Annotated in this window: 24 protein-coding genes and 2 pseudogenes; 21 read left to right on the forward strand and 5 right to left on the reverse strand. The window is 39.1% G+C overall.

From position 1 onward, the window contains the following. The first annotated feature begins 49 nt into the window (after window positions 1-49). Window positions 50-508 (forward strand): STAS domain-containing protein, encoded by a 459-nt coding sequence (locus tag ACXAEA_RS10625; protein ID WP_475095853.1) that lies wholly within the window; start codon window positions 50-52, stop codon window positions 506-508. Between the two features lie 50 nt (window positions 509-558). On the opposite strand, the gene ACXAEA_RS10630 is transcribed toward ACXAEA_RS10625, so the two are convergent. Then, on the reverse strand, window positions 559-984 hold the full coding sequence (locus tag ACXAEA_RS10630; protein WP_475095854.1) for a CBS domain-containing protein: 426 nt from the start codon (window positions 982-984) through the stop codon (window positions 559-561). Window positions 985-1,119: 135 nt separating this feature from the next. Between ACXAEA_RS10630 and ACXAEA_RS10635 the strand changes: the two genes are divergently transcribed. Further along, window positions 1,120-2,145 carry a threonine aldolase family protein gene (locus ACXAEA_RS10635; protein ID WP_475095855.1) on the forward strand — a complete coding sequence of 342 codons (1,026 nt, stop codon included), beginning with the start codon at window positions 1,120-1,122 and terminating at the stop codon, window positions 2,143-2,145. 93 nt (window positions 2,146-2,238) lie between these two features. On the opposite strand, the gene ACXAEA_RS10640 is transcribed toward ACXAEA_RS10635, so the two are convergent. Further along, window positions 2,239-3,024 carry a GNAT family N-acetyltransferase gene (locus ACXAEA_RS10640; protein ID WP_475095856.1) on the reverse strand — a complete coding sequence of 262 codons (786 nt, stop codon included), beginning with the start codon at window positions 3,022-3,024 and terminating at the stop codon, window positions 2,239-2,241. A 169-nt stretch (window positions 3,025-3,193) separates the two neighbouring features. Here ACXAEA_RS10640 and ACXAEA_RS10645 point away from each other — a divergent pair, with 169 nt between their 5' ends. The 9 genes and pseudogenes from ACXAEA_RS10645 to ACXAEA_RS10685 all read left to right on the forward strand — a co-directional run bounded on the left by ACXAEA_RS10645 (window position 3,194) and on the right by ACXAEA_RS10685 (window position 11,164). After that, window positions 3,194-3,499 carry an antibiotic biosynthesis monooxygenase family protein gene (locus tag ACXAEA_RS10645; RefSeq protein ID WP_475095857.1) on the forward strand — a complete coding sequence of 102 codons (306 nt, stop codon included), beginning with the start codon at window positions 3,194-3,196 and terminating at the stop codon, window positions 3,497-3,499. After that, window positions 3,496-3,855 carry a hypothetical protein gene (locus ACXAEA_RS10650; RefSeq protein ID WP_475095859.1) on the forward strand — a complete coding sequence of 120 codons (360 nt, stop codon included), beginning with the start codon at window positions 3,496-3,498 and terminating at the stop codon, window positions 3,853-3,855. The genes ACXAEA_RS10645 and ACXAEA_RS10650 overlap by 4 nt, the downstream gene beginning before the upstream one ends. 21 nt (window positions 3,856-3,876) lie before the next feature. Continuing rightward, on the forward strand, window positions 3,877-4,539 hold the full coding sequence (locus ACXAEA_RS10655) for a cobalamin B12-binding domain-containing protein (protein ID WP_475095860.1): 663 nt from the start codon (window positions 3,877-3,879) through the stop codon (window positions 4,537-4,539). A gap of 181 nt (window positions 4,540-4,720) precedes the next feature. Next, window positions 4,721-5,272, forward strand: a complete 552-nt coding sequence (locus ACXAEA_RS10660; protein ID WP_475095861.1) for an STAS domain-containing protein — start codon at window positions 4,721-4,723, stop codon at window positions 5,270-5,272. 414 nt (window positions 5,273-5,686) lie between these two features. After that, a complete protein-coding gene (locus ACXAEA_RS10665) occupies window positions 5,687-6,967 on the forward strand; it encodes a S8 family peptidase (protein ID WP_475095862.1) in 1,281 nt (426 codons plus the stop codon). A 171-nt stretch (window positions 6,968-7,138) separates the two neighbouring features. Next, window positions 7,139-7,300: pseudogene (locus ACXAEA_RS10670) on the forward strand (helix-turn-helix domain-containing protein); the annotation flags it as partial. A 48-nt stretch (window positions 7,301-7,348) separates the two neighbouring features. Further along, complete coding sequence (locus ACXAEA_RS10675) at window positions 7,349-8,359, forward strand: tetratricopeptide repeat protein (RefSeq protein ID WP_475098113.1); 1,011 nt, start codon at window positions 7,349-7,351, stop codon at window positions 8,357-8,359. Between the two features lie 275 nt (window positions 8,360-8,634). Continuing rightward, on the forward strand, window positions 8,635-8,763 hold the full coding sequence (locus ACXAEA_RS10680; RefSeq protein ID WP_475095863.1) for a hypothetical protein: 129 nt from the start codon (window positions 8,635-8,637) through the stop codon (window positions 8,761-8,763). 112 nt (window positions 8,764-8,875) lie between these two features. After that, window positions 8,876-11,164: an ATP-dependent DNA helicase gene (locus ACXAEA_RS10685; protein ID WP_475095864.1), complete on the forward strand. Its 2,289-nt coding sequence runs from the start codon at window positions 8,876-8,878 to the stop codon at window positions 11,162-11,164. 43 nt (window positions 11,165-11,207) lie between these two features. On the opposite strand, the gene ACXAEA_RS10690 is transcribed toward ACXAEA_RS10685, so the two are convergent. Further along, window positions 11,208-11,852 (reverse strand): alpha/beta family hydrolase, encoded by a 645-nt coding sequence (locus ACXAEA_RS10690; protein ID WP_475095865.1) that lies wholly within the window; start codon window positions 11,850-11,852, stop codon window positions 11,208-11,210. A 187-nt stretch (window positions 11,853-12,039) separates the two neighbouring features. On the opposite strand from ACXAEA_RS10690, the gene ACXAEA_RS10695 reads away from it, so the two are divergent. The 3 genes from ACXAEA_RS10695 to ACXAEA_RS10705 all read left to right on the forward strand — a co-directional run bounded on the left by ACXAEA_RS10695 (window position 12,040) and on the right by ACXAEA_RS10705 (window position 14,198). Then, window positions 12,040-12,804 carry a MerR family transcriptional regulator gene (locus ACXAEA_RS10695; protein ID WP_475098114.1) on the forward strand — a complete coding sequence of 255 codons (765 nt, stop codon included), beginning with the start codon at window positions 12,040-12,042 and terminating at the stop codon, window positions 12,802-12,804. A 178-nt stretch (window positions 12,805-12,982) separates the two neighbouring features. Further along, entirely contained in the window at window positions 12,983-13,261 is a 279-nt protein-coding gene (locus ACXAEA_RS10700; protein ID WP_475098115.1) for a YkvA family protein, read from the forward strand. Window positions 13,262-13,370: 109 nt separating this feature from the next. Beyond that, window positions 13,371-14,198 (forward strand): STAS domain-containing protein, encoded by an 828-nt coding sequence (locus tag ACXAEA_RS10705; protein ID WP_475095866.1) that lies wholly within the window; start codon window positions 13,371-13,373, stop codon window positions 14,196-14,198. Window positions 14,199-14,239: 41 nt separating this feature from the next. Here the strand turns inward: ACXAEA_RS10705 and ACXAEA_RS10710 are convergent, their stop codons facing one another. Continuing rightward, window positions 14,240-15,982: an AAA family ATPase gene (locus ACXAEA_RS10710; RefSeq protein WP_475095867.1), complete on the reverse strand. Its 1,743-nt coding sequence runs from the start codon at window positions 15,980-15,982 to the stop codon at window positions 14,240-14,242. 326 nt (window positions 15,983-16,308) lie between these two features. Between ACXAEA_RS10710 and ACXAEA_RS10715 the strand changes: the two genes are divergently transcribed. Then, window positions 16,309-17,553, forward strand: a complete 1,245-nt coding sequence (locus ACXAEA_RS10715; RefSeq protein ID WP_475095868.1) for an MFS transporter — start codon at window positions 16,309-16,311, stop codon at window positions 17,551-17,553. A 111-nt stretch (window positions 17,554-17,664) separates the two neighbouring features. On the opposite strand, the gene ACXAEA_RS10720 is transcribed toward ACXAEA_RS10715, so the two are convergent. After that, window positions 17,665-18,612 (reverse strand): magnesium transporter CorA family protein, encoded by a 948-nt coding sequence (locus ACXAEA_RS10720; RefSeq protein WP_475095869.1) that lies wholly within the window; start codon window positions 18,610-18,612, stop codon window positions 17,665-17,667. 188 nt (window positions 18,613-18,800) lie between these two features. Here ACXAEA_RS10720 and ACXAEA_RS10725 point away from each other — a divergent pair, with 188 nt between their 5' ends. From ACXAEA_RS10725 to ACXAEA_RS10750, 6 genes and pseudogenes are all read left to right on the forward strand, one after another. After that, on the forward strand, window positions 18,801-19,337 hold the full coding sequence (locus ACXAEA_RS10725) for a CBO0543 family protein (RefSeq protein ID WP_475098116.1): 537 nt from the start codon (window positions 18,801-18,803) through the stop codon (window positions 19,335-19,337). Window positions 19,338-19,456: 119 nt separating this feature from the next. Beyond that, window positions 19,457-19,756, forward strand: a pseudogene (locus ACXAEA_RS10730) (DUF6044 family protein); the annotation flags it as partial. Between the two features lie 80 nt (window positions 19,757-19,836). After that, on the forward strand, window positions 19,837-21,078 hold the full coding sequence (locus ACXAEA_RS10735; RefSeq protein WP_475095870.1) for a DUF6044 family protein: 1,242 nt from the start codon (window positions 19,837-19,839) through the stop codon (window positions 21,076-21,078). Window positions 21,079-21,096: 18 nt separating this feature from the next. Continuing rightward, window positions 21,097-22,134, forward strand: coding sequence for a glycosyltransferase family 2 protein (locus ACXAEA_RS10740; protein WP_475095871.1), 1,038 nt, complete (start codon window positions 21,097-21,099; stop codon window positions 22,132-22,134). Beyond that, entirely contained in the window at window positions 22,088-22,564 is a 477-nt protein-coding gene (locus ACXAEA_RS10745) for a GtrA family protein (protein WP_475095872.1), read from the forward strand. Before ACXAEA_RS10740 ends, ACXAEA_RS10745 begins: the two co-directional genes overlap by 47 nt. Before the next feature lie 93 nt (window positions 22,565-22,657). Continuing rightward, the gene (locus ACXAEA_RS10750) at window positions 22,658-23,485 is read left to right on the forward strand and encodes an undecaprenyl-diphosphate phosphatase (RefSeq protein ID WP_475095873.1); all 828 of its coding nucleotides are present in this window, start codon (window positions 22,658-22,660) and stop codon (window positions 23,483-23,485) included. Window positions 23,486-23,511: the final 26 nt, after the last annotated feature.

The raw sequence follows: 23,511 nt of genomic DNA on the forward strand, positions 1-23,511 counted from the left end.
ATTATAGAAAAAGAAAAATGGCTGCATTTTAGGGGAGGCACTGCTTGCTTTGGAAACAGAGAGAATAAAGGAACTCGAGCAAAAAATAAAAGAGTATGAAACCATCATTTCAGAGATGTCAGCACCAGTCATACCTTCAATCATACCGCACACAATTTTGGTGCCTATTACCGGTTTGATCCGTGCTGAGCGGTTCGACAAAATTCGTGTAAAGCTGTTGAATTATATTCATAACAAAGAAATCGAAACAGCAATTATCGATCTTACAGATATTACAGGTGAAAGAGTAGAGGATGTTTGCCTGGAAGAAATCGGGCGTGAGCTGCAGCTAATGGCATCTTCCATGTCATTGATGGGTGTAAGGACATTCTTTGTTGGCATGAATACTGAGCTAGTCAAGCGTATGGTTCTGGATGGAATAATATTGGATGCCCAGACATTTTCAACTTTTCAATCTGCGCTTCAATACCTGATGAAGGAAAACAGGCTGGAATTCAGGAAAATATAAATACAAAAGACAAAACCCTCCGAGAGCAAACAAACGGAGGGTTGTGTCTTTTATTTTTCAGGTTCTGATGGGGTTGAAATTTCCTCCAGTGCCTGTCCTGCTTCATCATCGAGTTTCTCTGTCACGGCCAAGTCTCCAAGTGATACAATACCAATTAACTTCCCGTCCTCCACGATTGGCAGCCTTCGGATTTGAACATCTGCCATTAGGTCAGCAGCTTCCTGAGCTGTCATATGGACAGTACCGCGAACAGGGTCTGTTGTCATTACTTCTGAAATGGGGGTGTCCAGAGATGTATTTTGTGCAACAGCTTTTAGGACGATGTCCCGGTCTGTAGCTAATCCTGTTAATTGATCGCCTTCGCAAATAGGAATGACACCAACATCAAGTTCTTTCATTTTTGCCGCTACTTCATGTAACGGTGTATCAGGACTGCAAAACTCTACTTCTTTAGTCATCACTTTTCCAATATCCATTGTAAAGCCTCCTTAATAAGTTCATATGGAATGAAATACCCGAAGTATCAAAAAGTAAAACTGTTAGTTTTTTGCAGGTGTAGTTGGTAGAATAAATAAAAAGAAAAATTTTTATTGGGTTAGGTGGGTATGTCAATGATTGATTTAAGAAGTGATACTGTTACAAAACCGACAGAAGAAATGCGAAAGGCAATGTATAACGCTGAAGTTGGGGACGATGTCTACCAGGAGGACCCAACCGTGAAAGAACTTGAGGAGACAGCCGCAGAAATTCTCGGGAAACAAGCCGGTTTGTTTGTTACAAGCGGCACTCAAGGAAATCAAATCGCAGTGCTGACCCATTGTCGCCCTGGTCAGGAATTGTTATTGGAAGCAGAATCTCATATCTTTTATTATGAGTCAGGAGCTGTAGCCGCTCTTGCAGGTGTCCAGACAAGAACGATTCCAGGTAACCGTGGAGCCATGGAACCCAAGGATGTTTTAAATGCGCTCAGGACAGATGACATCCATTTTCCTGAGACAGGGCTCATTTGCCTTGAAAATACACACAATAGGGCAGGAGGGGCAGTCATTCCTCTTGACAACATGGAAGCTATCTACAATATTGGACAGGCCAATAATATACCTGTGCATCTGGATGGTGCAAGACTTTTTAATGCGGCTGCTGCTGCGGGTATTGACGTAATCGAATTCGCCAAACATACTGACACCGTGCAGATTTGCCTATCAAAAGGTCTTGGTGCGCCAGTCGGATCCATTATTGCAGGGAGCAATGAATTTATCGATCGTGCCCGGAAGTGGAGAAAACGCCTTGGCGGAGGGATGAGACAAGCAGGTGTCATTGCAGGACCTGGACTGATCGCGCTCACAAAAATGAAGGACAGACTTGGAGAAGATCAGCGGAATGCAAGGATTTTGGCTGAAGCAATCGAATCGATTCCACGAATGGCGCTCGCCAAGCATCCAGAAACCAATATTGTCGTTGCAGATGTGTCAGGTCTTAATATTACATCCGACATTTTTGTGAACCAGCTACGGGGAGAAGGCGTCATCGCAGGGACATTCGGACCTACATATGTAAGATTTGTCACTCATTATGATGTAACAGAGGAACAGATCAAGCAGGCTATCGACGCAATTGCAAGAACTGCAAAACATTAATAGCTGAATGACATCCAGATTTTTTGTCTTGAAAATTATTCACTTATGTAAATGGAAAGCTCCAGCGACTGGTCAAAGGCGCTGGAGCTTTTCTTATCTGTACATCGTCCACATTCCTATATCTTTAAAACCAAGCCTTTTATAAATACGGCCAGCTTCGGGATTGTCATAAAACAAGCATAGAAGCTTTCCTTCATTCATAACATCATTGAAAAGTTTCTCCATTACCGTAGTCGCTAGTCCTCTGCGCCGATAATCTCTGTGTGTGCAGACTCCAACAATCATCGCTGACATTGAATTTTCCGCTGCTGTCGATGCGGATGCCACCATTTGACCATCTTCCTCAAGGAAATATGTTCTGCCCGTCCCTGTTTCAATGGAACGAGTCAGCATTTCTTTTGCATTTGGATTAAGATGAAATTCGCTAATTCCTGCTCTTAGATCGATGATTCGTTCCACATCATCAATAGTTGCTTCCCTGACTTTCAATTCTGTATAGTTGATCGTTATTTCTGCAGTACATTCGGCAAAGTACGTCACTTGTTTTTTGCCAAGATCCAGAACCGGTATATCCTCGAATTGGGCAACAAGTTCACTTTTGCCTGACAAAAAGATTTTGTCAGGGTATTCTTTCATAATCTTGGTGAATTCATCTACCGGTAAACGGTTGTTCTTCGTATATGGAATGAATGAGTTATGGAATCGAAGTAATACAGCTGTTAATTCATTTTGATCATTAAACATCCCCCACAAATCCTGGAAATCCGAATCATATCCGAATGCCTCGATATCACCGATAATAAATAAATTTATTGAAGGTTCGGTGCTTAAGAACTTCATCACATACTCATGATCCATATTATTTAGTTTTCTGATCATACCATTTTCTCCCTTTCATTAGCTTTTTAGTATCATATTTTAATTCCTATGATTATTCAAGATTTTTTTATTTGTTATTTATTCACTGTGAAAATCGCTTATTTGATACATGTATACTAGAAATGTATAATTGAACTAAGTGTTTTGGAAGAGAAGGGGGAGATGAGAGATGTATATCGTTCATTCGACAGTGAGCGTACCTGAAGGAAAAATCGATGAAGTGATTGGAATCTATCAAAAAAGATCAAGATTAGTAGACGAATATGAAGGGTTCATTTCATTTCAATTGCTCCAAAACGAACAAACCCCTTCCCAATTAACTGTGCAGATCAGCTGGGATTCTAAGGACCATTACTTAAAATACATTACAAGCGACGCATATCGAAAAGTACATGAATTGGAAAAAAATTATCCTGACCAGGAACTTGCTTCAATCCGGCCTAAAGTTGACAGATACAAGGTGGTGGCGGAATGAACGAGCTAACCATGATTCATATTATCGATGAAGTGACCGAAGCGATTTACAAGGAGTATCCAATTTTGCTCGAGAAATATGGAGAGCGTGGCCGGCAAAAATGCCGGGAGGATAATGAACATCATTTAAAACATCTTCAATCAGCAGCAGCTTTGAATGAGGAAAAATACTTCATTGATTACGCACATTGGCTGGATGGAATCCTCACTTCAAGAGGTATGAAGACTGAACATCTAGTAGATAATTTTGAAAAATTGAAAGTTGCTTTAATGAAAGAAAAGGAAGAGTATCTGACCTCGTTTATTTCCATTCTCGAAAGTGCGATATTCTCTTTAAAACATGGGCAGGATGACTGATAGAACTGAGGTGTCGCGACAATGCACAAAGCAATTGAATTAGCAGGGTATTTGCTTGAAGGAAACCAGGATGCTGCCTGGGCACTGATTGAAGAAGAAATGCTTAACGGCAGTGGCAGCCTCTATATTTACGATCAAATTATAACATGTGCAATGAGGCATATCGGATATTTGTGGGAGACGAATAAAATCACCGTTGCCGATGAACACCTCGCAACCTCTACTTGTGATTTTCTGCTTGGGCGTTATCATTGGCAAAAAGGCAAGGATTTACCAATTGCATCTTTAGGAAAGAAAGCCATGTTTCTTTGCGTTGAAAAAGAGCAGCATTATCTGGGATTAAAGATGTCCAGCCAATTGTTTAATGAGTACGGATGGGAAACGCGATTTCATGGTCCCAATCTTCCTCTTGATTACGTAAAAAAAGCAGCTTTGGAATGGAAGCCGGATGTAATCTGCCTTTCTTTTTCAATTCTTTATCATGCTGAATACTTGTCCCCATATATAAAAGAACTTGAAAAGCTGCCAAACAGACCAGAAATCATTGTTGGAGGAAGACTTCTTGAAAAATACGAATTTTCCCGCCATGGTTCAGAACGTACAAAATTCATTAAAAATCTGGAGGACATTAAAAACTGGCTTGACTGTCATCCTAATGGAGTGAAAAAGAGTGTCGGAACATAAATATTTGCCTCAACCTTATTTTCTAATTGATCAAAATTATACTATTCTTGCATATTCAGATAGAAGTGCAGAACTGTTTCATATTTATGATCATTTTCCTGATCTTGTGGATTGGGAAAGCCATGAGAAGATGAAAAATCTGTTTTCCTGTTTAAAAATACGGACAGAAGGCGAATTAATTATGAAAACGAAAGAGACGCCTTACGCACTCATGGATATAAGCATTACATGGAATGGCGGGGAAGGCCATGTCATATGCATTGAAAAAGACCATAGACTGACAGAGCTTGAAGGTATCGTTGAGAAACACCGCCTCCGACTGGCTGAAACCAATCTAGAGCTTCTAGAAAAAAAAGAACAGGTTGAGAAGACATTAAATGAGATAAAAAATCTTTCCTGTCCTTTCATTAAATTAACAAAGTCTTCAGCACTGGTTCCTCTTTTTGGCCATTTGGATCATCAATTGATCTCCCAAAATGAAAGAAGAGTCCTGCAAAAATCACAGGATGGCGGCTACACCCATATTCTGTTTGATTTTAATGGTGTTGGTGAGTTAACGAATGAAGGAGTAAAAGCTTTCTATTCTTTAGTTAAGGAACTTCAGTTAATGGGTCTTTCTCCAAGTATTATCGGCATAAAACCAAACCATGCATTCTATTTGAACAACACGAAATCCAGATTAGATGTGCCGTTTTTAAATAGCCTTAGCAAGGCATTTAGTAAATATCTTTAAGAACACTTCGATGAAAAATCGTAGTGTTTTTTTATTTTAAAGATGGAATTGAGCTAAAAAGGGGTTAGCAAACAGCAGCGAAATAACCCAATTTCCTGAAGAAAATTAGCTGGTTTCCCAATAAAATTAACACATTTATTTCCAGCAACTTTTTCATTTATCGAATTTCCCAGTAGATTATGTCATCACTATTTTTATAGAAGTAAACCGCATTTTTTTACCATTTACATTTTACATTCACTGGAAAATTTTGTGGCACATAACTTCAAAATCCTAATTATTACTGATTTTAACTACTACTTTTTTCCCAATGATTGAAGCATGGTTAGCAGTTGATATAGGCAGAAAATTTGAAATATACTAAACACGCAGCCAGCAAGCTGCACTATTTTAAAGGGTGAGAGGAGCAAAAGGATGAAGAAGAAAAGAATACTCGGATCTGCAGTACTTAGTTTGGCAATGGGTGTTTCCATGTTTGCAACAGGGGCTTTCGGTGCAGGCGCAACAGAAAGCCAGGATACTTATCGAGTTTTGATTCAAGGTCCGAGTTCCGAACAAGCAAAGATGAAAGATCAGTACGGGAAGCGTTGGGATTTTGGTGGTCAGGGATTCACAACTGAAGTAAACAGCAAACAGTACCAGGCATTATTGAATAACAAAAATTTAAAAGTTTCAAAGGTTGAGAAACATTCAATCGATGCCCGAGTTGAAGGCAACGGAAATGGAAAAGGGAAGGGCGATTATACAGTCCAGGCATCCTATCCTTCCGACCAGACACCATGGGGCATTCAAGCGATTTATAATGACAATAATGTTCAAGCAACATCTGGCGGTGACGGAATTAAGGTTGCCGTACTTGATACGGGAATTAACAGGAACCACATCGATTTGACTGATAATGTGGAGCAATGTAAGGATTTTACTCAGACTTCATCTTCAATGGTGAACGGTTCATGTACTGACAGACAGGGCCATGGCACACATGTTGCCGGAACAGCCGTTGCGAATGGAGGATATGATGGAGCGGGCATTTATGGAGTGGCTCCGCAAGCAGAGCTTTGGGGCTATAAAGTCCTAGGTGACAATGGTTCTGGATATTCTGATGATATCGCTGGTGCCATCCGCCATGCTGCTGATGAAGGTGTTCGTACAGGAACAAAGGTCGTTATTTCAATGTCTTTAGGTTCAAGCGGAAAGGATTCAATGATTGCAAGCGCTGTTGATTATGCATACAGCAAAGGTGCATTGGTTGTAGCAGCAGCAGGAAACAGCGGTCCAAATGCAAACACAATTGGCTACCCAGGAGCTCTTACAAATGCGATTGCTGTTGCATCACTTGATAATGCCTTTGTCAACGGGACACATAGAGTATCAAACTTCTCTTCTCGTGGTAACCCTAATACAGACGGCGACTACTATATCCAAGAAAAAGATGTTGAAGTATCCGCTCCTGGTGGCGGAATTTATTCGACTGCGGTAGATGGAAACTACACAACGATGAGTGGTACTTCAATGGCGACTCCTCATATTTCCGGACTTGCAGCGAAACTATGGTCTTCCAATAAGTCCTGGAGCAATGCACAGCTTCGTTCTGAAATTCAAAGGCGCGCCAAACTTTATGATATTAAAGGTGGAACAGGAGCAGCAACAGGTGACGACTATGCTTCTGGATTCGGATTCCCGCGAGTAAAATAACATAAAGTCTAGCCCACAACATTGCCAGCCATCCGGGTTGATTGATCCGGGTGGCTTTATTTCAGAAATTACATTAGTCTCAAAATGCAGAATTTTTTAAAAATAGGCCTTTAGTCGTGTTTATTTAATTTCAAATAATGGTAGATTAATAAGAAAAAGGCAGGTGGGTATATGCAATTTGGTCCTTTAATTAAATTTTATCGAACTCAAAAAGGCATGACACAAAAAGAGCTGGCGAACGGCATATGTTCAGTGCCGCATTTAAGCAAAATTGAAGCAACTTCGAAGGAAGCCAATCAGGAAACCATCGGGTTATTGCTCGGGCGATTGGAGGTCAATATTTCCACTCTTACAGATAATGTAGAACAGATCCAACCACTTATGAACGAACTTAATGAAAAAATAGATTATTATTTAAATGATGAAGCAGACGCTGCAATGGCAAAGCTTCAGGAATTCGAAGGAATTATTCCATTCACCAGTTACCTGTATACATATGAACTTACGAAATATAGATACTTATTATTTAAAGGGATGATTCCGGAAGCACAGAAACAATCTGAACTTATGAATAAGCAGAAGAAAATATTTTCCCAACCTCAATTGGCTTTATTTTCCTATCTTAATGCTGTATGGTTATTAAAGAAGGGATCTTATAAAAAAGCGGATGAGTTGCTGAATTCGATCGGAAAAAATGATAAGATCGAAATTTCAAAAGGGGAACTGCTTTATCATAGGGCCCTTGCAAAAAGTTCACTTGAAGAAGCGGGATTTGCTATACACTTTGGAAAGATGGCACTGCAAGAATTTATGATGGATCATAATTTTAAAAGAATATTACATGTACTCATGCTTCTGGGGATAAATTATACTTCTTCTAAAATTTATGATGAAGCATTGGATTGTTTCAAACATTTAATCCGTAATGCAGAGATCCTTAAGGAGAAAAAACTTCTTCCGGAAATCTATCACAATATGGGTTATCTTCAGAAGAAGTTACATAATAACGAAGAAGCGATCGTGTTTTTTGAGAAAAGTATAACTCTTCAAGCACAAAATACGACTCATTATCTAATAACCTTGTATTCTATGGGTGAAATATACATGGAAATGAATCAAACTGATTCTGCTAAGGAAGTTTTTCAGGAAGTTTACCAATTAGCCAAGGATTTAGATAACCGAAAGTATAGAATCCTTGCTAACTATCATTTAATATCACTTGAATCTCCAGAGAGGTCGGTCGCTTATACGGAATCAAAGGTAATCCCTTACCTTGAGGAAAGCGACGGCAGGAGTGAAGAATTAATTGGTTTTTATAAGCTTATTTCAAATCACTATAGAAACATAGGCAGGTTTGATGAAGCTGTAAAATATATTGAAAAAATCAATTGAAAGGGGATATAAAAAATGATTAAAAGACGCTCAAGCAACCCACCAATTCAGCCTCCAGTGTGAGATAAAAACAAAAAAAGGCCATTTGGTCTTTTTTTGTATTTGATTCAAACTTTTTCCCGAATAGTCCATTTATGAACAGAAACTTCTAATTTAAAAACTTGGGAAAATTATAATGGTGTTAAAAGACCCCCAGAACCCTCATATAATGAACGAACTATGTCACGAAGCCGGACGTAATGACGTTTATGGCTGAATATACGAGGAGGTTCGGTATGGGAGCGATTAGCATGAATATTGACGATCTGTTGGAAGAGACAATGGAAATCTCCAATGAAGATATGATTTTTGCACTGAACCCAATTGAGATTGACAGTTTACTTGAAAATACACGCCATTGGTAATAATAATATGAATCCGTTCCAGGACATCTGGGACGGATTTTTTATTCTAATAGCATTTACAGAACGTATGTACTATAATTGATTTATATACTTTTGAGAGCAGGTGGGAGAAATGGGATATGAAATTAAGATTCCTGTCCGAGCTTTGGCTGAGTATGTTTACAGCAGTGGCAGCATCGAATCAGGATTCAGGACAGCCACTTCTTTCACTGAAGGTTCAAGGATTCATCGTGAAGTCCAGGAAACATATGGAGAAACTGACGAGAGCGAAGTGTTCCTCAAAACAGAAATAGAATACGATGGCATGCATTTTTTTATCGAAGGCAGATGTGATGGTCTGCTCTTATCTGATGAGCATGTAACGATTGATGAAATTAAATCCACCTCACTCGATCTTGATTACATAGAAGAAAATACCAATCCCACTCACTGGGCTCAAGCGGAGTGTTATGGCTATATGTACATTCACGATCACGATATAGAATGTATTGACATCCAGTTGACTTATGTACAAAAATCTACTGGAGACATAAAAAAATTCAGACGTACTAGAACACGTGCAGAACTGGATCAACATTTCCGCTGGATGATTCGTGAATACGCCCCCTACGCTAAACTTCGAAGCAATCATGAAATAAAGCGTGACTCCAGCATTAAGGAATTAGAATTTCCTTTTGCCCAATACCGAACTGGACAGCGACAGCTTGCCGGATCCGTATATAAGACGATTTTGGATCGACAAACACTTTTCGCAAGTGCTCCAACGGGTATCGGAAAAACGATCTCAACTATTTTTCCATCAGTCAAAGCGGTCGGAGAAGGACATTTGAAAAAGCTCTTTTATTTGACTGCAAAGACAACTACACGAAAAACAGGTGAAGAAGCATTTTGCCTTATGGCGAATAAAGGTCTTGAAATGAAGGTAATCACAATTACCGCAAAGGATAAAGTCTGTTTCACAGGAGAAGGGAAATGCAGCAAGGAGTTTTGTGAATTTGCAGACGGATATTACGATCGCATAAATGGGGCAGTATTAGACATTCTTGGGAATGAAAATATATTGGACCGTACATGCGTGGAAAAATATGCCCTTAAACACAAAGTATGTCCATTTGAGTTCTCATTGGATCTTGCTTACGCAGCTGATGCGGTAATATGTGATTATAATTATATTTTTGACCCAAAGGTGTCCCTGAAACGGTTGTTCGATGAGCAAAAAAAGCATACTGTCCTGCTGATTGACGAGGCGCATAACCTTGTGGACAGGGGAAGGGACATGTATTCCTCCTCTTTGGAAAAAGCACCATTTTTACAACTGAAAAGAGACTATAAAGTGAAAAAAAAGTCTGTCTCTGAAGCCGCCAAACGACTCAATGACTACTTTATCAACTTAAGGAAGCAAGCTGATCCTTCAAAAACGATCGTCTTTAAAGAAGAATTATCTGAGCTGAATGTATTGGTCAATGACTTCATCATCCATGCTGAGCAGGAATTGTTGCAAGGGACCAGTGATGATGCAGGCTTGTTATTAGAAACATATTTCGCCTCACAGAGCTGGATTAGGATCAGTAAGCTATTTGATGAAAGATACATTCTTTTTGCAGAAATTCAGCGGAATGAAGTGAAAATTAAACAATTTTGCCTGAACCCGTCCTACCTGATCAAACAGTCAGGTAAACATTTCAAGGCAAGGGTGTTCTTCTCTGCAACCCTTAGTCCAATCCATTATTATAAGGAAATGCTCGGCGGTGAGGATGGAAGTTATCTTGTCAGGGTGGCATCTCCATTTTCCAGGGAACAGACGACTGTTAAAATCCTGCCGCTATCAACGAGGTACCATGATCGTGAACAATCCATCAAGCCGATTGTTGATTCATTGTATGATACAGTGAAAGAAAGGCCAGGAAATTATTTAATCTTCTTTCCTTCCTATTTATATCTTAATTCAGTGCTGGAAGAATGGAAGGGTAAAGCTAAAGAGATATGTACTATAGTTCAGGGAACAGGAATGGGAGATCTTGAACGTGATGTTTTTCTAAATACATTCAAAATCGGAAACCCTGAATCACTGGTAGGTTTTGCTGTTCTTGGAGGTGTTTTTTCGGAGGGAGTAGATCTAAAGGGAGACCGGCTGAACGGTGTGATCGTAGTTGGTGTGGGCCTCCCGCAGATTGGTCATGAAAGGGATTTAGTAAAAATGCACTTCTCCTCAGCAGGGAAAAATGGGTTCGATTATGCCTACATCTATCCAGGAATGAACAAGGTTCTTCAGGCAGGCGGCAGGCTCATACGTTCAGAAGATGACACAGGCACAATCTTGCTTGTTGATGATCGTTACTTACACCCTAAATATCAGGCCTTATTGCCGGATGAATGGAAAGATTACTCACTATTAACATGAAAACATCCTGCTGTAGCAGGATGTTTTTCTTCCTTCTAAGAGACTAAAATTCGCTTACTTCTGTTATTACCCTTTTCAGTACATCAATAGAGTCAATTGGGTTGTCAGGATAATTAAGACTGTGCTCTGTATCAGGTATTAATAAGTTTTTCATGTTCCCCCTGGAATGGAGTTCCTCAAATCTTTCAGGAACATAGCAAGGATCTTTGTCTCCGATAATACATAGACCAGGCTGAACAGAGGAAAGCATTTTTTCAAAAACGACGTCAAGATGCAAGAGGGGAGTGAGCCAGATAATTTTTGAATTTGAAAACTCTTGCCTGTCCACAATGGAAGATAATGCAATGGTTCCAATTGATTTACCAATTAATAAAAGGTTTTTATATGTTAAATTTTGCAACACTTCATCCAGAACTGAATTAACATCCACAGATATTTGTGAAATTTGTTCTTCAAGACTCATTGAATCAGATTCTTTAGAGGTGTAATCATAGTTAACATGGAGTACATCATATCCTTTATTCAAATACACCCCGGTAGAATAATGAAAAAGAGGGCCCTGAACCGTATATCCTCGGCCTGGAAGCATCACAACAAGATTTTCCGAATAGCTTTCCTTTTTAAATAACTGATACTGTACGGGTTTGTCTAAATAGCCTTTTACCGTATCTTTACTGATTTTAACCATTCGCGAGACCTCCTTAAAGTTTTCTTAATTATACAGGAATTATATGAATTTGGAATATTTTTCTTTTATTTGTTTTTTAGAACACCATAATTTTATTATGTAAACTAATGATGAAGAAAAAATTTACAGATCTCTATTGACCCTTACGTAACGTCATAGTTTACGATTTATCTATGGAGGTGTTTTGATTATGTACAAAGTAAAAGAAGTTTCAGAAATAACTGGAGTGAGCATCCGCACTCTCCATCATTACGACAAGATCGGCTTGCTTGAGCCAGAGTCAACGACGCATAACGGCTATCGCTTGTATACTGAGTCTGATCTTGAACGGCTGCAGCAAATTTTATTTTTCAGAGAAATGGAGTTTACTCTTCAACAAATCAAAGATATTCTTGACCGCCCAGATTTTGATCGAAGAGAAACTCTGAAGAGGCATAAGAACTTGCTTTTGGCGAAGAAAAAACGCATAGAAGAAATGATCCGGACGGTAGAAAGAACGCTTCATTCAATAGAAGGAGGACTGCAGATGGCTGACAAAGATATGTTCAAAGGATTTGATATGAAAGAAATTGAGGAGCATCAAAGGAAATATAGCGAAGAAGCTAAACAGAAATATGGAAAAGAAACAGTCGAAAAAGTAGAAGAGAGAACTTCTGGCTATTCTTCAGATGACTGGAGAAATATTCAGGCTAAAACAGAAAAAATTTATAAAAGGGTGATTGCAGGTATGGACCGGGGCCATGAAGATTCTGAAGTGCAGCAGGCAGTGGCAGATTGGCGCCAATTTATTACTGATCATTATTATGATTGTACAATTGAAATCTTCCGAGGGTTGGGAGATTTATATGTGGATGACTCCAGGTTTACTAAGAACATAGATAAATATCAGGAGGGGCTTGCCGGTTTCCTCAGGAAAGCAATGCATCATTACTGCGATCAACAGGTAAAGTAATGAATGTGTACCCGAAAGCGGAATCAGATTTTGATTCCGTCTTTTCTTATTCATGAAACTATTTATTGTACCTACACGTATTTAATGAAGAAGTCAGGGATAAACCAAGATGTTTTAAAGCCTTTATTTGGGTAAATGTATATAGAAGAAAACCAGATTCCTGATAGGAGAGGTCATGATGAAGAAGTTTTTCAAAAGGATTAAGCTAATCTTTAAGGTGAAGAGATTTTTGCCTTTTCTAATAGAGTTTTTTACTTCTGGGCTGGTCCCTCTAAAGCAAAAACTTACCTCTGCTGGTTTAATAGTTGGTTATTTCCTGTTGCCCTTTGATCTTATTCCTGATTTTTTAACCTTGATTGGAATCGTAGATGATGTCGGGATTTTGATGATCATTTTCCAGCATATTATTAAAATGGCACCCACAGAATTAAAAGAAAAGCATAAACTGGACAGTTAGAATAGCATCCCATGTGTTTAAAAAACGATATAATCTGTTATAATTTTTTTACAAGGAAAGCGATGAAACAAGACCCTTTTTTCATGAATAAAGTAGCGGAGGAACTTCGATGCATAGAAATCAGGCATTATATACATATTTAAAGCAAAATACCCGGAATATGACAGAAGATTGGTATAGAAATATTGACAAGACAAAAACAACTGGAGTTTATGCATCTAATGATCCAAAAATTGTCGAAACTTTAAAAGAACAAAATCACGATTTCCATCTTCATTTCATTGAAATATTCACTAAAGAAGAAGAATTCTTTAAGGATTTTGAAACATGGATCAAAGAGATTGCGAGTGACATTGAACACATTAATACTCCAATCCATTACGTCATCAAGGAATTTAAAAATGTCAGGAACCAGTACCTAAAATATGTTAAACGTTTTGCAGATTCTAACTCAGAAATTCAAAGGGAAGAACTTGATGCATGGAATGAAGTCATTATTAAAGAATTCGACGAAGTCATTTTGCGATTTATTGAAGCAACATATAAATACTCACAAAATGTCCTTAAAGCGCAGCAGGAGATGATCAATGAGCTTAGTGCACCTGTTATTTCATTAAGTAACGATCAGGGTTTGCTTCCTTTGATTGGAGACATCGATACAACAAGGGCAAAGATGATTCTTGAACATACATTGAAACAATGTGCCCAAAGGAATATCCATCATTTATTTGTCGATCTGTCAGGGGTGGCGATGATTGATACGATGGTTGCGCATCAAATATTCCAGCTTCTGAAGGCATTGAAACTGGTTGGCGTAAAAACGACCCTTTCAGGCATAAGACCGGAAATTGCCCAGACGGCAGTCCAGCTTGGGCTATCGTTTGAAGAAGTGGAAATCAAAAATAATCTGGCCAACGCGCTCGACGATAGAAAATAAAAAAACGGCTTTCCGATTTTCGGGAAGCCGTTTTCCTTGTACTAAACATACATATATTGTTCTTCTCGAAAACCACTCTTATCCTGAACGATTTCATCAACTTCTGAACCTTCAAGTGTTTCTTTCTTTAGCAAGGCTTCGACTAAGTTCTCAAACTGCAATTGGTGTGCGTTGATAATCATTTCAGACTTTTCTAATGCATCATCAAATAACTCTTGCATTTTTGTTTCCTTTAAGCCTTTGCTGAAGGTGAGGGAGAATCCTTCCTGCAACAGCCCAGTGTCTACCATTTGCTCTATGATTTGCTTTGCCTGCTGGACGTCACCGCTTACTCCAATGCTATGTTCGCCAAGGAACATTCTTTCAGCTACACCGCCTGCAAGGATCATCGCAATCCTGTCAATTAAATCACTATGCGTAGAAAGCTGAAGCTCTTTAGGGATGGGGGCAACATATCCGAGCGCCTGACCGCGAGGGATAATCGTTGCCTTACGGACGGATCCAGGCTTCGTAACGGATGAAACAAGTGCATGTCCTGCTTCGTGAATCGCGACTCTTCGTTTTGTATCAGCATCCTGAAGGGCTCGGGACGTGCTTCCAAGAATAGTGCGGTCCAAAGCATAATCAATATCAGCCTTGGAAATGAAATCCTGACCATTTCTCAATGCACGTCTGCTGGCATTTTCGAATAGTGAATGCAGCTCTGCGCCAGAAAAACCAGAAGTGCTTTCAGCCAGGTCATCTAAAGTAGCCAGAACGTCCCTGGCAATATTTTTCCCTTTAATGTGGATATCAATTATTTCTCTTCTTCCTTTTGTATCAGGAAGAGGGACATTGAAAGAAAAATCGATTCGGCCAGGGCGGAGGAATGCATCATCGAGCATGTCTTTCCTGTTAGTCGCTGCAATGAAGAGTATGCCGTCATTCGCATGGCCGCCGTCCAGCTGGACGAGCAACTCAGTCAATGTTTTTTCGCCTTCTTCACCGCCATGGGGTTTGCGCTTTCCAGCCAGTGCATCCACTTCATCTATGAATATGACAGCTGGACCCTGTTTTCTCGCGCTTTGGAACAAGCTGCGAACGCGGGAAGCTCCTACACCTATGAACATTTCATTGAAAGCGGACCCGCTGGCAGAAAAGAAATTGGCATTTAATTCACGGGCAATTGCCTGGGCAAGCAATGTTTTACCAGTTCCAGGAGGCCCGTACAATAAAATCCCTTTAGGAGGCTTAATCCCCATCTTTTCGGATTTTTCAGGGTTCTTTAAGATAGATAGTGCTTGATGAATCTCTTCTTTCATTTCATCCTGTAGACCGCCTACATCAGCTAGAGTAATAGAAGGAAGAGGACCAGGTTTTGATAGGCTGTTCTTCATCTTATTTCCCGCGCCAATTCCGCCAGTTTTCTTCTGAATCACAAAAACTGCACCCATAAGCAGGAGGATGACACCCCCGAGGATCCAAGCCCCATATTTGCTGTTATTCATATATTCATAGCTAATATTATTTTTCTCTACTAATTTATCAACCATTTGGCTTCCGGGAGGGACTTGGGAAACAAAAGTAGCTTCCCTTGTTTCAAGGACAAGTGTTCCATCCATTTTTTCAATAAGTGTTGCTTTTTCTCCATCCAGGCCTTCAATCTTCTTGACAAGGGAAGAAAAGGGCATAGAGACTTTATCATCTGTATTTTGCACAACAATTGTCGCTCCAATTGTCAATATAACCATAAACACCGCAAAAAGCGGAAGGATTTTAGAAACAAATTTCGGATTTGAATTCATTCTTTCAGCTCCTTTTCGAATCTATATACCATTATAAGTAATTAAGCGGTGTTATGAACGGGTAAATTGCATTACTGGCAGTGGTAAATATATGAAATCAAAAATTTTAAGGTTTAAATTATAATGAAATAAGGGAATAGAGCAAGTTTAGTTATAAAAGTTGGGAAATTTAATGTGAACAATTTGTGACAAAAAGATAGAATGGAAAAAAATTCTAGTTTGAATTGAACAGCTACTTGAAACTTTTGGAAGGGAAAGATAGGATGAAAAGAGAATAAGTAAGGTAATATTCTGACAACTATTGTTCGTACTCAGGAGGGGTCTGCTTGAAGGGCTGGAAAAATCCCATTTTATTGATTTTGGGAATAGGGATTTCAAATATTGGTAACTGGATTTATTTTGTTGCTATTAACTTATTGGTATTGAAATTGACCGGTTCAGCCGCAGCGATTGCCGGGTTATTCATTATCAGGCCTTTGGCTGTGCTTTTAACGAATACTTGGGCTGGCAGTGTGGTTGACCGGGTTAATAAACGCAGTCTTATGATTTGGATCGACATTGCCAGAGGGATCTTGATTGCAATAATTCCGTTTTTCAATTCACTTGTTCCTATTTATATCATTATGTTTTTAACAAATGTCGCCGGGGCATTTTTTGGGCCGACATCAGAAACTTACATAACAAAACTGATTCCACCAGACAACAGGAAAAGGTTCAACTCTATTTTTTCTTTTGCCAGTTCAGGAGCCATGCTTGTAGGACCAAGCGTCTCAGGACTGTTAATTATGTATGGTAGTATTAATTCGAGTATTTACGTAAATGCAGCAACCTTCTTTTTCTGTGCTGCAGCCATTTTATTCCTTCCTGATGTTGATAAGGAACTGAACAAAGGAGAGATTAGAGACCCAATTTCTATTAAAATGATCGTGAATGATTGGAAAGCAGTGATTGCTTTTGGCAAAACTGCTGCTGCCTTTATGGTCGTATTCCTGTTTTTCCAGTTCATCACCTTAATCTCATTTGCCTTAGACTCACAAGAGGTAACGTTTATACAGCAGGTTGTGGGATTATCGGAGAAAAACTATGGCTTATTGGTCAGTCTTACTGGTGCTGGGTATGTAGCGGGTTCATTTGCAGTATCAGCCTTGGCAAATCGACTGTCAGTCAGATTGCTATTGGGAATGGGATCCTTCCTGTCTGTCATTGGATATTTACTGTTTTATATCTCCTCATCGGAAACAGTTCCCATGGCAGTCATTGGATTCATCATAATCGGTTTCTTTTCACCATTTTCATTTACGGGATACGCCACGTTTTTCCAGAACAATGTGCCAGTTGAATTAATGGGTCGATTCAGCAGTGCTTTTGCTTTTTTCCAGGCAATTATCCAAATTGTTTTGACATTATTATTGGGATATTTGGCTGAAGTACTGAATCTGCAGTCGGTTAGCATTGGTTTCTCTGCAATTGCATTATTGCTGGCAGCTTCTCTGACCACGATTGTGTTCCTTCAGTCAAAGAAAAATCTTTTTGTACTTGAAGCAGAAGCAAATCTATCTGAAAAAGGTTAAATTAAAAGCTGAGCTGGCAAAAATGCCAGCACAGCTTTTTCTATTCCAGCGGTTTAAAATTCTAACTTATTACTTTCCTCTATCTAGGTGTTCCTGAACTCTAAGCATAAATTAATGCTTTTTTCCCCACCAACCCTTGATCCGGAAAAAGGATGCAATTGCGCCTCCGATTCCAAACATCAGCAAAAGGGCATATGCATAACCAAACTGCCATTTTAATTCTGGCATCCTTTCGAAATTCATCCCATAAAGGCCTGCGATGAAGGTCATCGGAAGAAAAATGGCACTCACAAGTGTCAGAGTTTTCATTATTGAATTTGCATGATCTGATTTTAATGTCATCTGGAGGTTAAAGATGCTGTTCAGTGAATCTTTGAATATATCAAGTGCATTAACGACTCTCGAATAGTTATTGTTTAGATCCTTGAAATACAAAGTGGTGTCTTCATCCACGAATCTTAATTCGTTTCTGGAGATGACCGTCATTACTTGGTCCTGCGCCTCAATTGTCTGCCTGAGTTCATGGAGAGAGGATTTCCAGCGATGTATGCTTCGGGCAATACCATTGGCAAACGGCCGATCGAACACCTCTCGTTCAAGCGATTGAATCTGATCTGCAATCCTGTCGACCATCCTTAAATCCACAGAGGCGACTTTATCAAAGATATGATAGAGGATTTTCCCCGAAGTCTCCATATATTCCGGATGCTCTAAAAAGATCCTGCTTAGCTGTGCCAAAAGGTCGATATTTTCATCCTCTTTTGTGATGACATAATTATCTCCAATTAATATCGTGATTTTAGCCTGAGTGTAATCATCCTGGATTGCAAATAGTGAGATGATTGCTTCACTTTTAAAGACATCTATTTTTGGAATGTCACTGAATTGCTCCAATCCCTTTTTAGCTAGAGGATGAATATCCATGATTTTGATCAATTCATCAAATTTGTCTTTTTTGGAAGGATCAAAATGAAGCCAGATTGTATCACCGGAAACAGAGGGCATGATATAAGCCTGATCTTTGACAACGGAATTACTTGTTTTTTCATAACGAAGCATAAGATGGCAACCTTTCTTGAATCTACTTTGATAAATCTTTACTCATCACTAGTAGAATGACCATTTTGAAAAAAAATATCATGATGAGTTAAAGCTATCAAATTTAGTCAATACATAAAAATCCTTAAATAGATGAAAATACAATAGATAAATCAACTGGAAATAATATGGTTAATCAAATAACAAAAATGGAACCTTTGATTAAGAAAGGGGGAGAAGTCTTGTTCCATGCAGCTGTCCTGGCCGGTGGTATTTTCATTTCAATAAAAAGGGGGAATTGGCAAAAGTGGAGAGAGTACTTACCGACCATTTATTACTGGGCTCTATTTAGCTGTTTCTATGAATATATATCCTACATCGGGAACAAGCACTTATGGGAATTCGAAAAGAACTTTATCAGCCTATTTTTTACGGAAACCATGTACACTTTCATATTTTACCCTTGTATGATCATTTTGTTTTTGGGGAGCTATCCTAAGGATGGAGGCAATAAATTTTGGTACTACCTTAAATGGATTACGTTGTCCATTCTCATTGAATGGTTAGCCCTCAAATACGGAGCGATTAAGTTTGCACATGGCTGGTCAATGATATGGGAATGGTTTTTTTACAGCACAATGTATCCTATGTTATGGCTTCATTACAAAAAACCAATAGCCGCATTGGTCCTTTCATTATTCTTTGTCACGTTTTATTTGTTTATATTTGACTACCAACTGATTTGATTGTCAATTAAGGAATAGTTTCTAGTAATGTGCAGAAGTTAATAAAGCAAATACGTTATTTGAGGTGTACTGAATTGTCTTACTTTCAGGATAAAGAGCGCCGATTCATCATACTGGCAATGATTGTAATTGCCCTCTTTCTATCCCCATATTTCATCTTAGGAGACAACGCGCATATTAGGGTCCATGACAATCTTGACTCAAATTTGGCCTGGTACAAGGTTCTTGCGGAGAGTGGCCAGATTGCAGGAACTGTTTCGGCTGAGCTGCAACAAGTCATTAATGGACTCCCAAGAAATGCCCTCGGGACAGAATATTCGATCATCGTCTGGCTATATGTATGGTTTCCGACCATGGTTGCATATGGGATCAGCCAGGCAATCACAAGGTTCTTTGCTTTTATTGGCATGTATTTATTGCTAAAAGATCACTTCGTTAAACATCCTGAAAAAGCAATAATCCGAGTGGGAACTGCCCTCGCTTTTGCGCTTACTCCATTTTGGCCCTCTGGAATGCTGAGTACATTAGGTATGCCACTGGCTCTCTGGGCTTTCTTGAACATAAGGCAGGGGAAAAGGTCGTGGGTAAATTACCTTGTATTCACGCTTTTGCCTTTTTACTCAAGCATCGTACTAGGATTCTTTTTTTTCTTAGCGCAATGGGGATTTTTTGGCTAAGTGATGTAATGAGGGGAAAAGGCTGGAACTGGCGCTTTATCATTTCGATTGGATATATGACATTTGTATACCTAATCACTGATTACAGACTTGTATACTCATTCTTATTTGATGATGAACCGAATAGCAGAGATGAATATTTTCATGCACGCCTGACATTCTGGCACTCTGTAAGGCTGACATTTAAAAACTATATTTTGGGGCATCATCATGCGATGACAGTACATACCTTAATCATTTTGCCGGTCATCCTGACAGCTGTTTATTTCATTTGGAAAAGAAAGTTATGGAAAAAGGAAAAAGCATTTGTGTTCTTGTTTTTGTTGAATTTCCTTTTATCAGCATGGTACGCTTTTTGGTTTTATAAAGGATGGCTTCCACTGACAGAACGATTCCATTTCCTTGATACATTTAATTTCGCCAGGTACCACTTTATGCGTCCATTGGTGGTATATATCCTTTTCGCTGCGGGTTTGAATATCCTTTGGCGAGTAAACTTGCGGAAAGCAGTACCACTTCTGGTTGCAGGCCAGGTGTTCTTAATGCTTTTGACCAATGAGGAGATTGTTTTTCAATCAAAGCCCAGCGTAAAGGAATTCTATGCCGTTGAACAGTTCGATGATATTAGAAGACACATTGGCAAGCCACAGGAAAGCTATCGGGTGGCAAGCATCGGATTGCATCCGGCAATAGCACAATTCAATGGATTTTACACGCTGGATACTTACAATAACTTTTACCCATTAACCTATAAGTATAAATTCAGGGAAATCATCGAGAATGAATTGCAGAAGAATAAAACAATCCGCATTTATTTTGATGAGTGGGGAGGTCGCTGCTATTTATTCACTGACGAATTAGGCAAGCATTATATGTTTAAAAAAACATCAAAAAAAAGAATCAAGAATCTGGAACTGAATTTAGAGCCGTTTAAACAGCTGGGTGGAGCTTATATTTTCTCTTCAGTGCCAATCGATAATGCAGAGAAGAATAAACTCCAGCTGGACAAAGTTTTCACCTCAAAAACAAGTGCGTGGAAAATCTACCTCTACGAAGTTTTATAGCAGCTGGGAGGGTATTCAATGAATAGACCAATTTTGACAATCGTTGTCCCTTGTTACAATGAAGAAGAAGTACTAGAAGAAACTGTTTCACAGTTAAAAACAGTACTGGAAGACTTAATTGCCAAATTGTTTGTTTCAGAAAAAAGCAAAATCCTTTTTGTTGATGACGGAAGCAAGGACCAGACATGGCGGCTGATTTATAAAGAAAGTCTTGATAGCCATTTTATTAAAGGCTTAAAGCTTTCAAGAAATGTTGGACATCAAAACGCATTACTCGCTGGGCTTTTCTCAGCAAAAGATGCATCAGATTGCCTAATAACCATAGACGCCGACCTGCAGGATGATGTGAACGCCATTTCAGAAATGGTAAAGAAATTTAATGAAGGTTATGAAGTAGTCTACGGAGTCAGAAGTAAAAGAGATAGCGACACGATTTTCAAGCGTTTTACAGCTGAAGGCTTTTATAAAATCATGGACAGACTTGGTGTTAAACTCATTTTTAACCATGCTGATTTCCGTTTAATGAGCAGAAGGGCTGTGGAAGAACTTGAGCGATTTGCTGAAGCGAATATGTTTTTAAGGGGAATTGTGCCTCTTATCGGTTTTGATTCTACTTCCGTTTATTATGAGAGAAAAGAACGGACAGCTGGAGAAACTAAATATCCATTGAAAAAAATGCTTGCGTTCGCATTTGACGGAATCACATCATTTTCGGTCACACCGATCAGGTTTGTGATGCTTGTCGGTTGTATTTCTTTTTTTGTAAGCCTTGCTTTTGGAGCCTATTTTCTTGCCTTGAAATTTTTCGGCAATACAGAGCTGGGCTGGACATCCCTGATCACTTCAATTTGGCTTATTGGAGGGCTGCAGCTTATCGCCCTTGGACTCGTAGGAGAATACATCGGGAAGATCTATAAAGAAACGAAGCGCCGGCCGAAGTATGTAGTGGATATTGATTTATTTAACCTGCCTGTTTCAAGAATGCTGATGAAAACGGAAGGTAACAATTATGAGTCAATTGGCCTTGAAGCTCGGAAGCTATCTGAGAACAACTAGCCTCCTCGCGTACAAGCTGGGTGTATGGTTAAAATTAGACCATACCTTTATAAAATTTTTGCTTATCGGTATTTTGAATACATTTGTGGGATTAGGGATGATGTTCCTTTTGATCGATGCATTTGGCTGGCCATATTGGCTGGCAACTTCGATCGGAAATGCTGTGGGCGCTGTTGTCAGTTTTAGTATGAACAGGCTTTTTACCTTTAAAAGCAATGTATCTGTAAAACATAGTGCTCCGAGGTTCGCTGCAGTCATTATTTCGTGTTATTTGTTCTCTTATTCGTTAAGTCGCCTGCTGGCAGATTCAATTGTCACGCTAGTGCCAATTAATAAGGATTCACTAGCTATCCTTTTTGGAACAGGAATATATACACTTACGAACTATATGGGACAAAAATGGTTTGTATTTAAAAGAGGGACAACTTAGCAGTTGTTCCTTTTTTGGTTGACTAAAATGGCAAAAAAGTATAAAAAGAAATGAGGCACTATGCAATTTTAATTACAGAGGAGTAATAGATACATGAATTTTTGGGAGTTGTTCGTAGCATTTATTCTTGGTCTAGTAGAAGGGTTAACAGAATTTGCACCGGTTTCTTCTACCGGCCATATGATTATTGTGGATGACCTTCTGCTTCACTCTAAGGAATTATTTACAGCACCTGTAGCTAATACCTTTAAGGTGGTCATCCAGCTTGGCTCGATTTTGGCAGTAGTCATTGTTTTTAAAGACAGATTCATGAACCTGCTGGGATTAACTAAAAAAGAATCGTTCGGGGATTCCACTGGAAGATTGAGCCTGCCAAAGGTGATTGTCGGCTTGATTCCCGCTGGTATTACCGGTGTTTTGTTCGAGGATTACATCGATGAACATTTATTTTCTGTTGAAACGGTAATCATTGGTTTGGTTGTAGGCGCGATTCTATTGATTGTAGCCGACCGTCTTCAACCGAAAAATATTAAAACAAATGATGTTGACCAAATTACTTTTAAACAAGCTTTTGGTGTTGGGCTGTTCCAATGCTTAGGCTTGTGGCCAGGTTTTTCACGTTCAGGCTCCACAATTGCCGGGGGCGTTTTGCTCAGCATGAGCCACCGAGCAGCATCTGATTTTACATTTATCATGGCCGTTCCAATCATGTTGGGAGCCAGTGGTATCTCCTTATTGAAAAATTGGGAGTATTTTACGATCGATGCTCTGCCATTTTTCGCAGTAGGATTTGTGAGTGCATTTGTTTTCGCATTGGTTTTCATCAAATTCTTCTTAAAGTTAATCAATAAAATTAAATTGGTTCCATTTGCAATTTATCGGATTGTGTTGGCAGGCTTGATTTATTTTATATTCATCTAAATGGAAAAAGGAAAAGGCAATCACAG

The organism is Mesobacillus sp. ABV4_180, assembly GCF_056158485.1.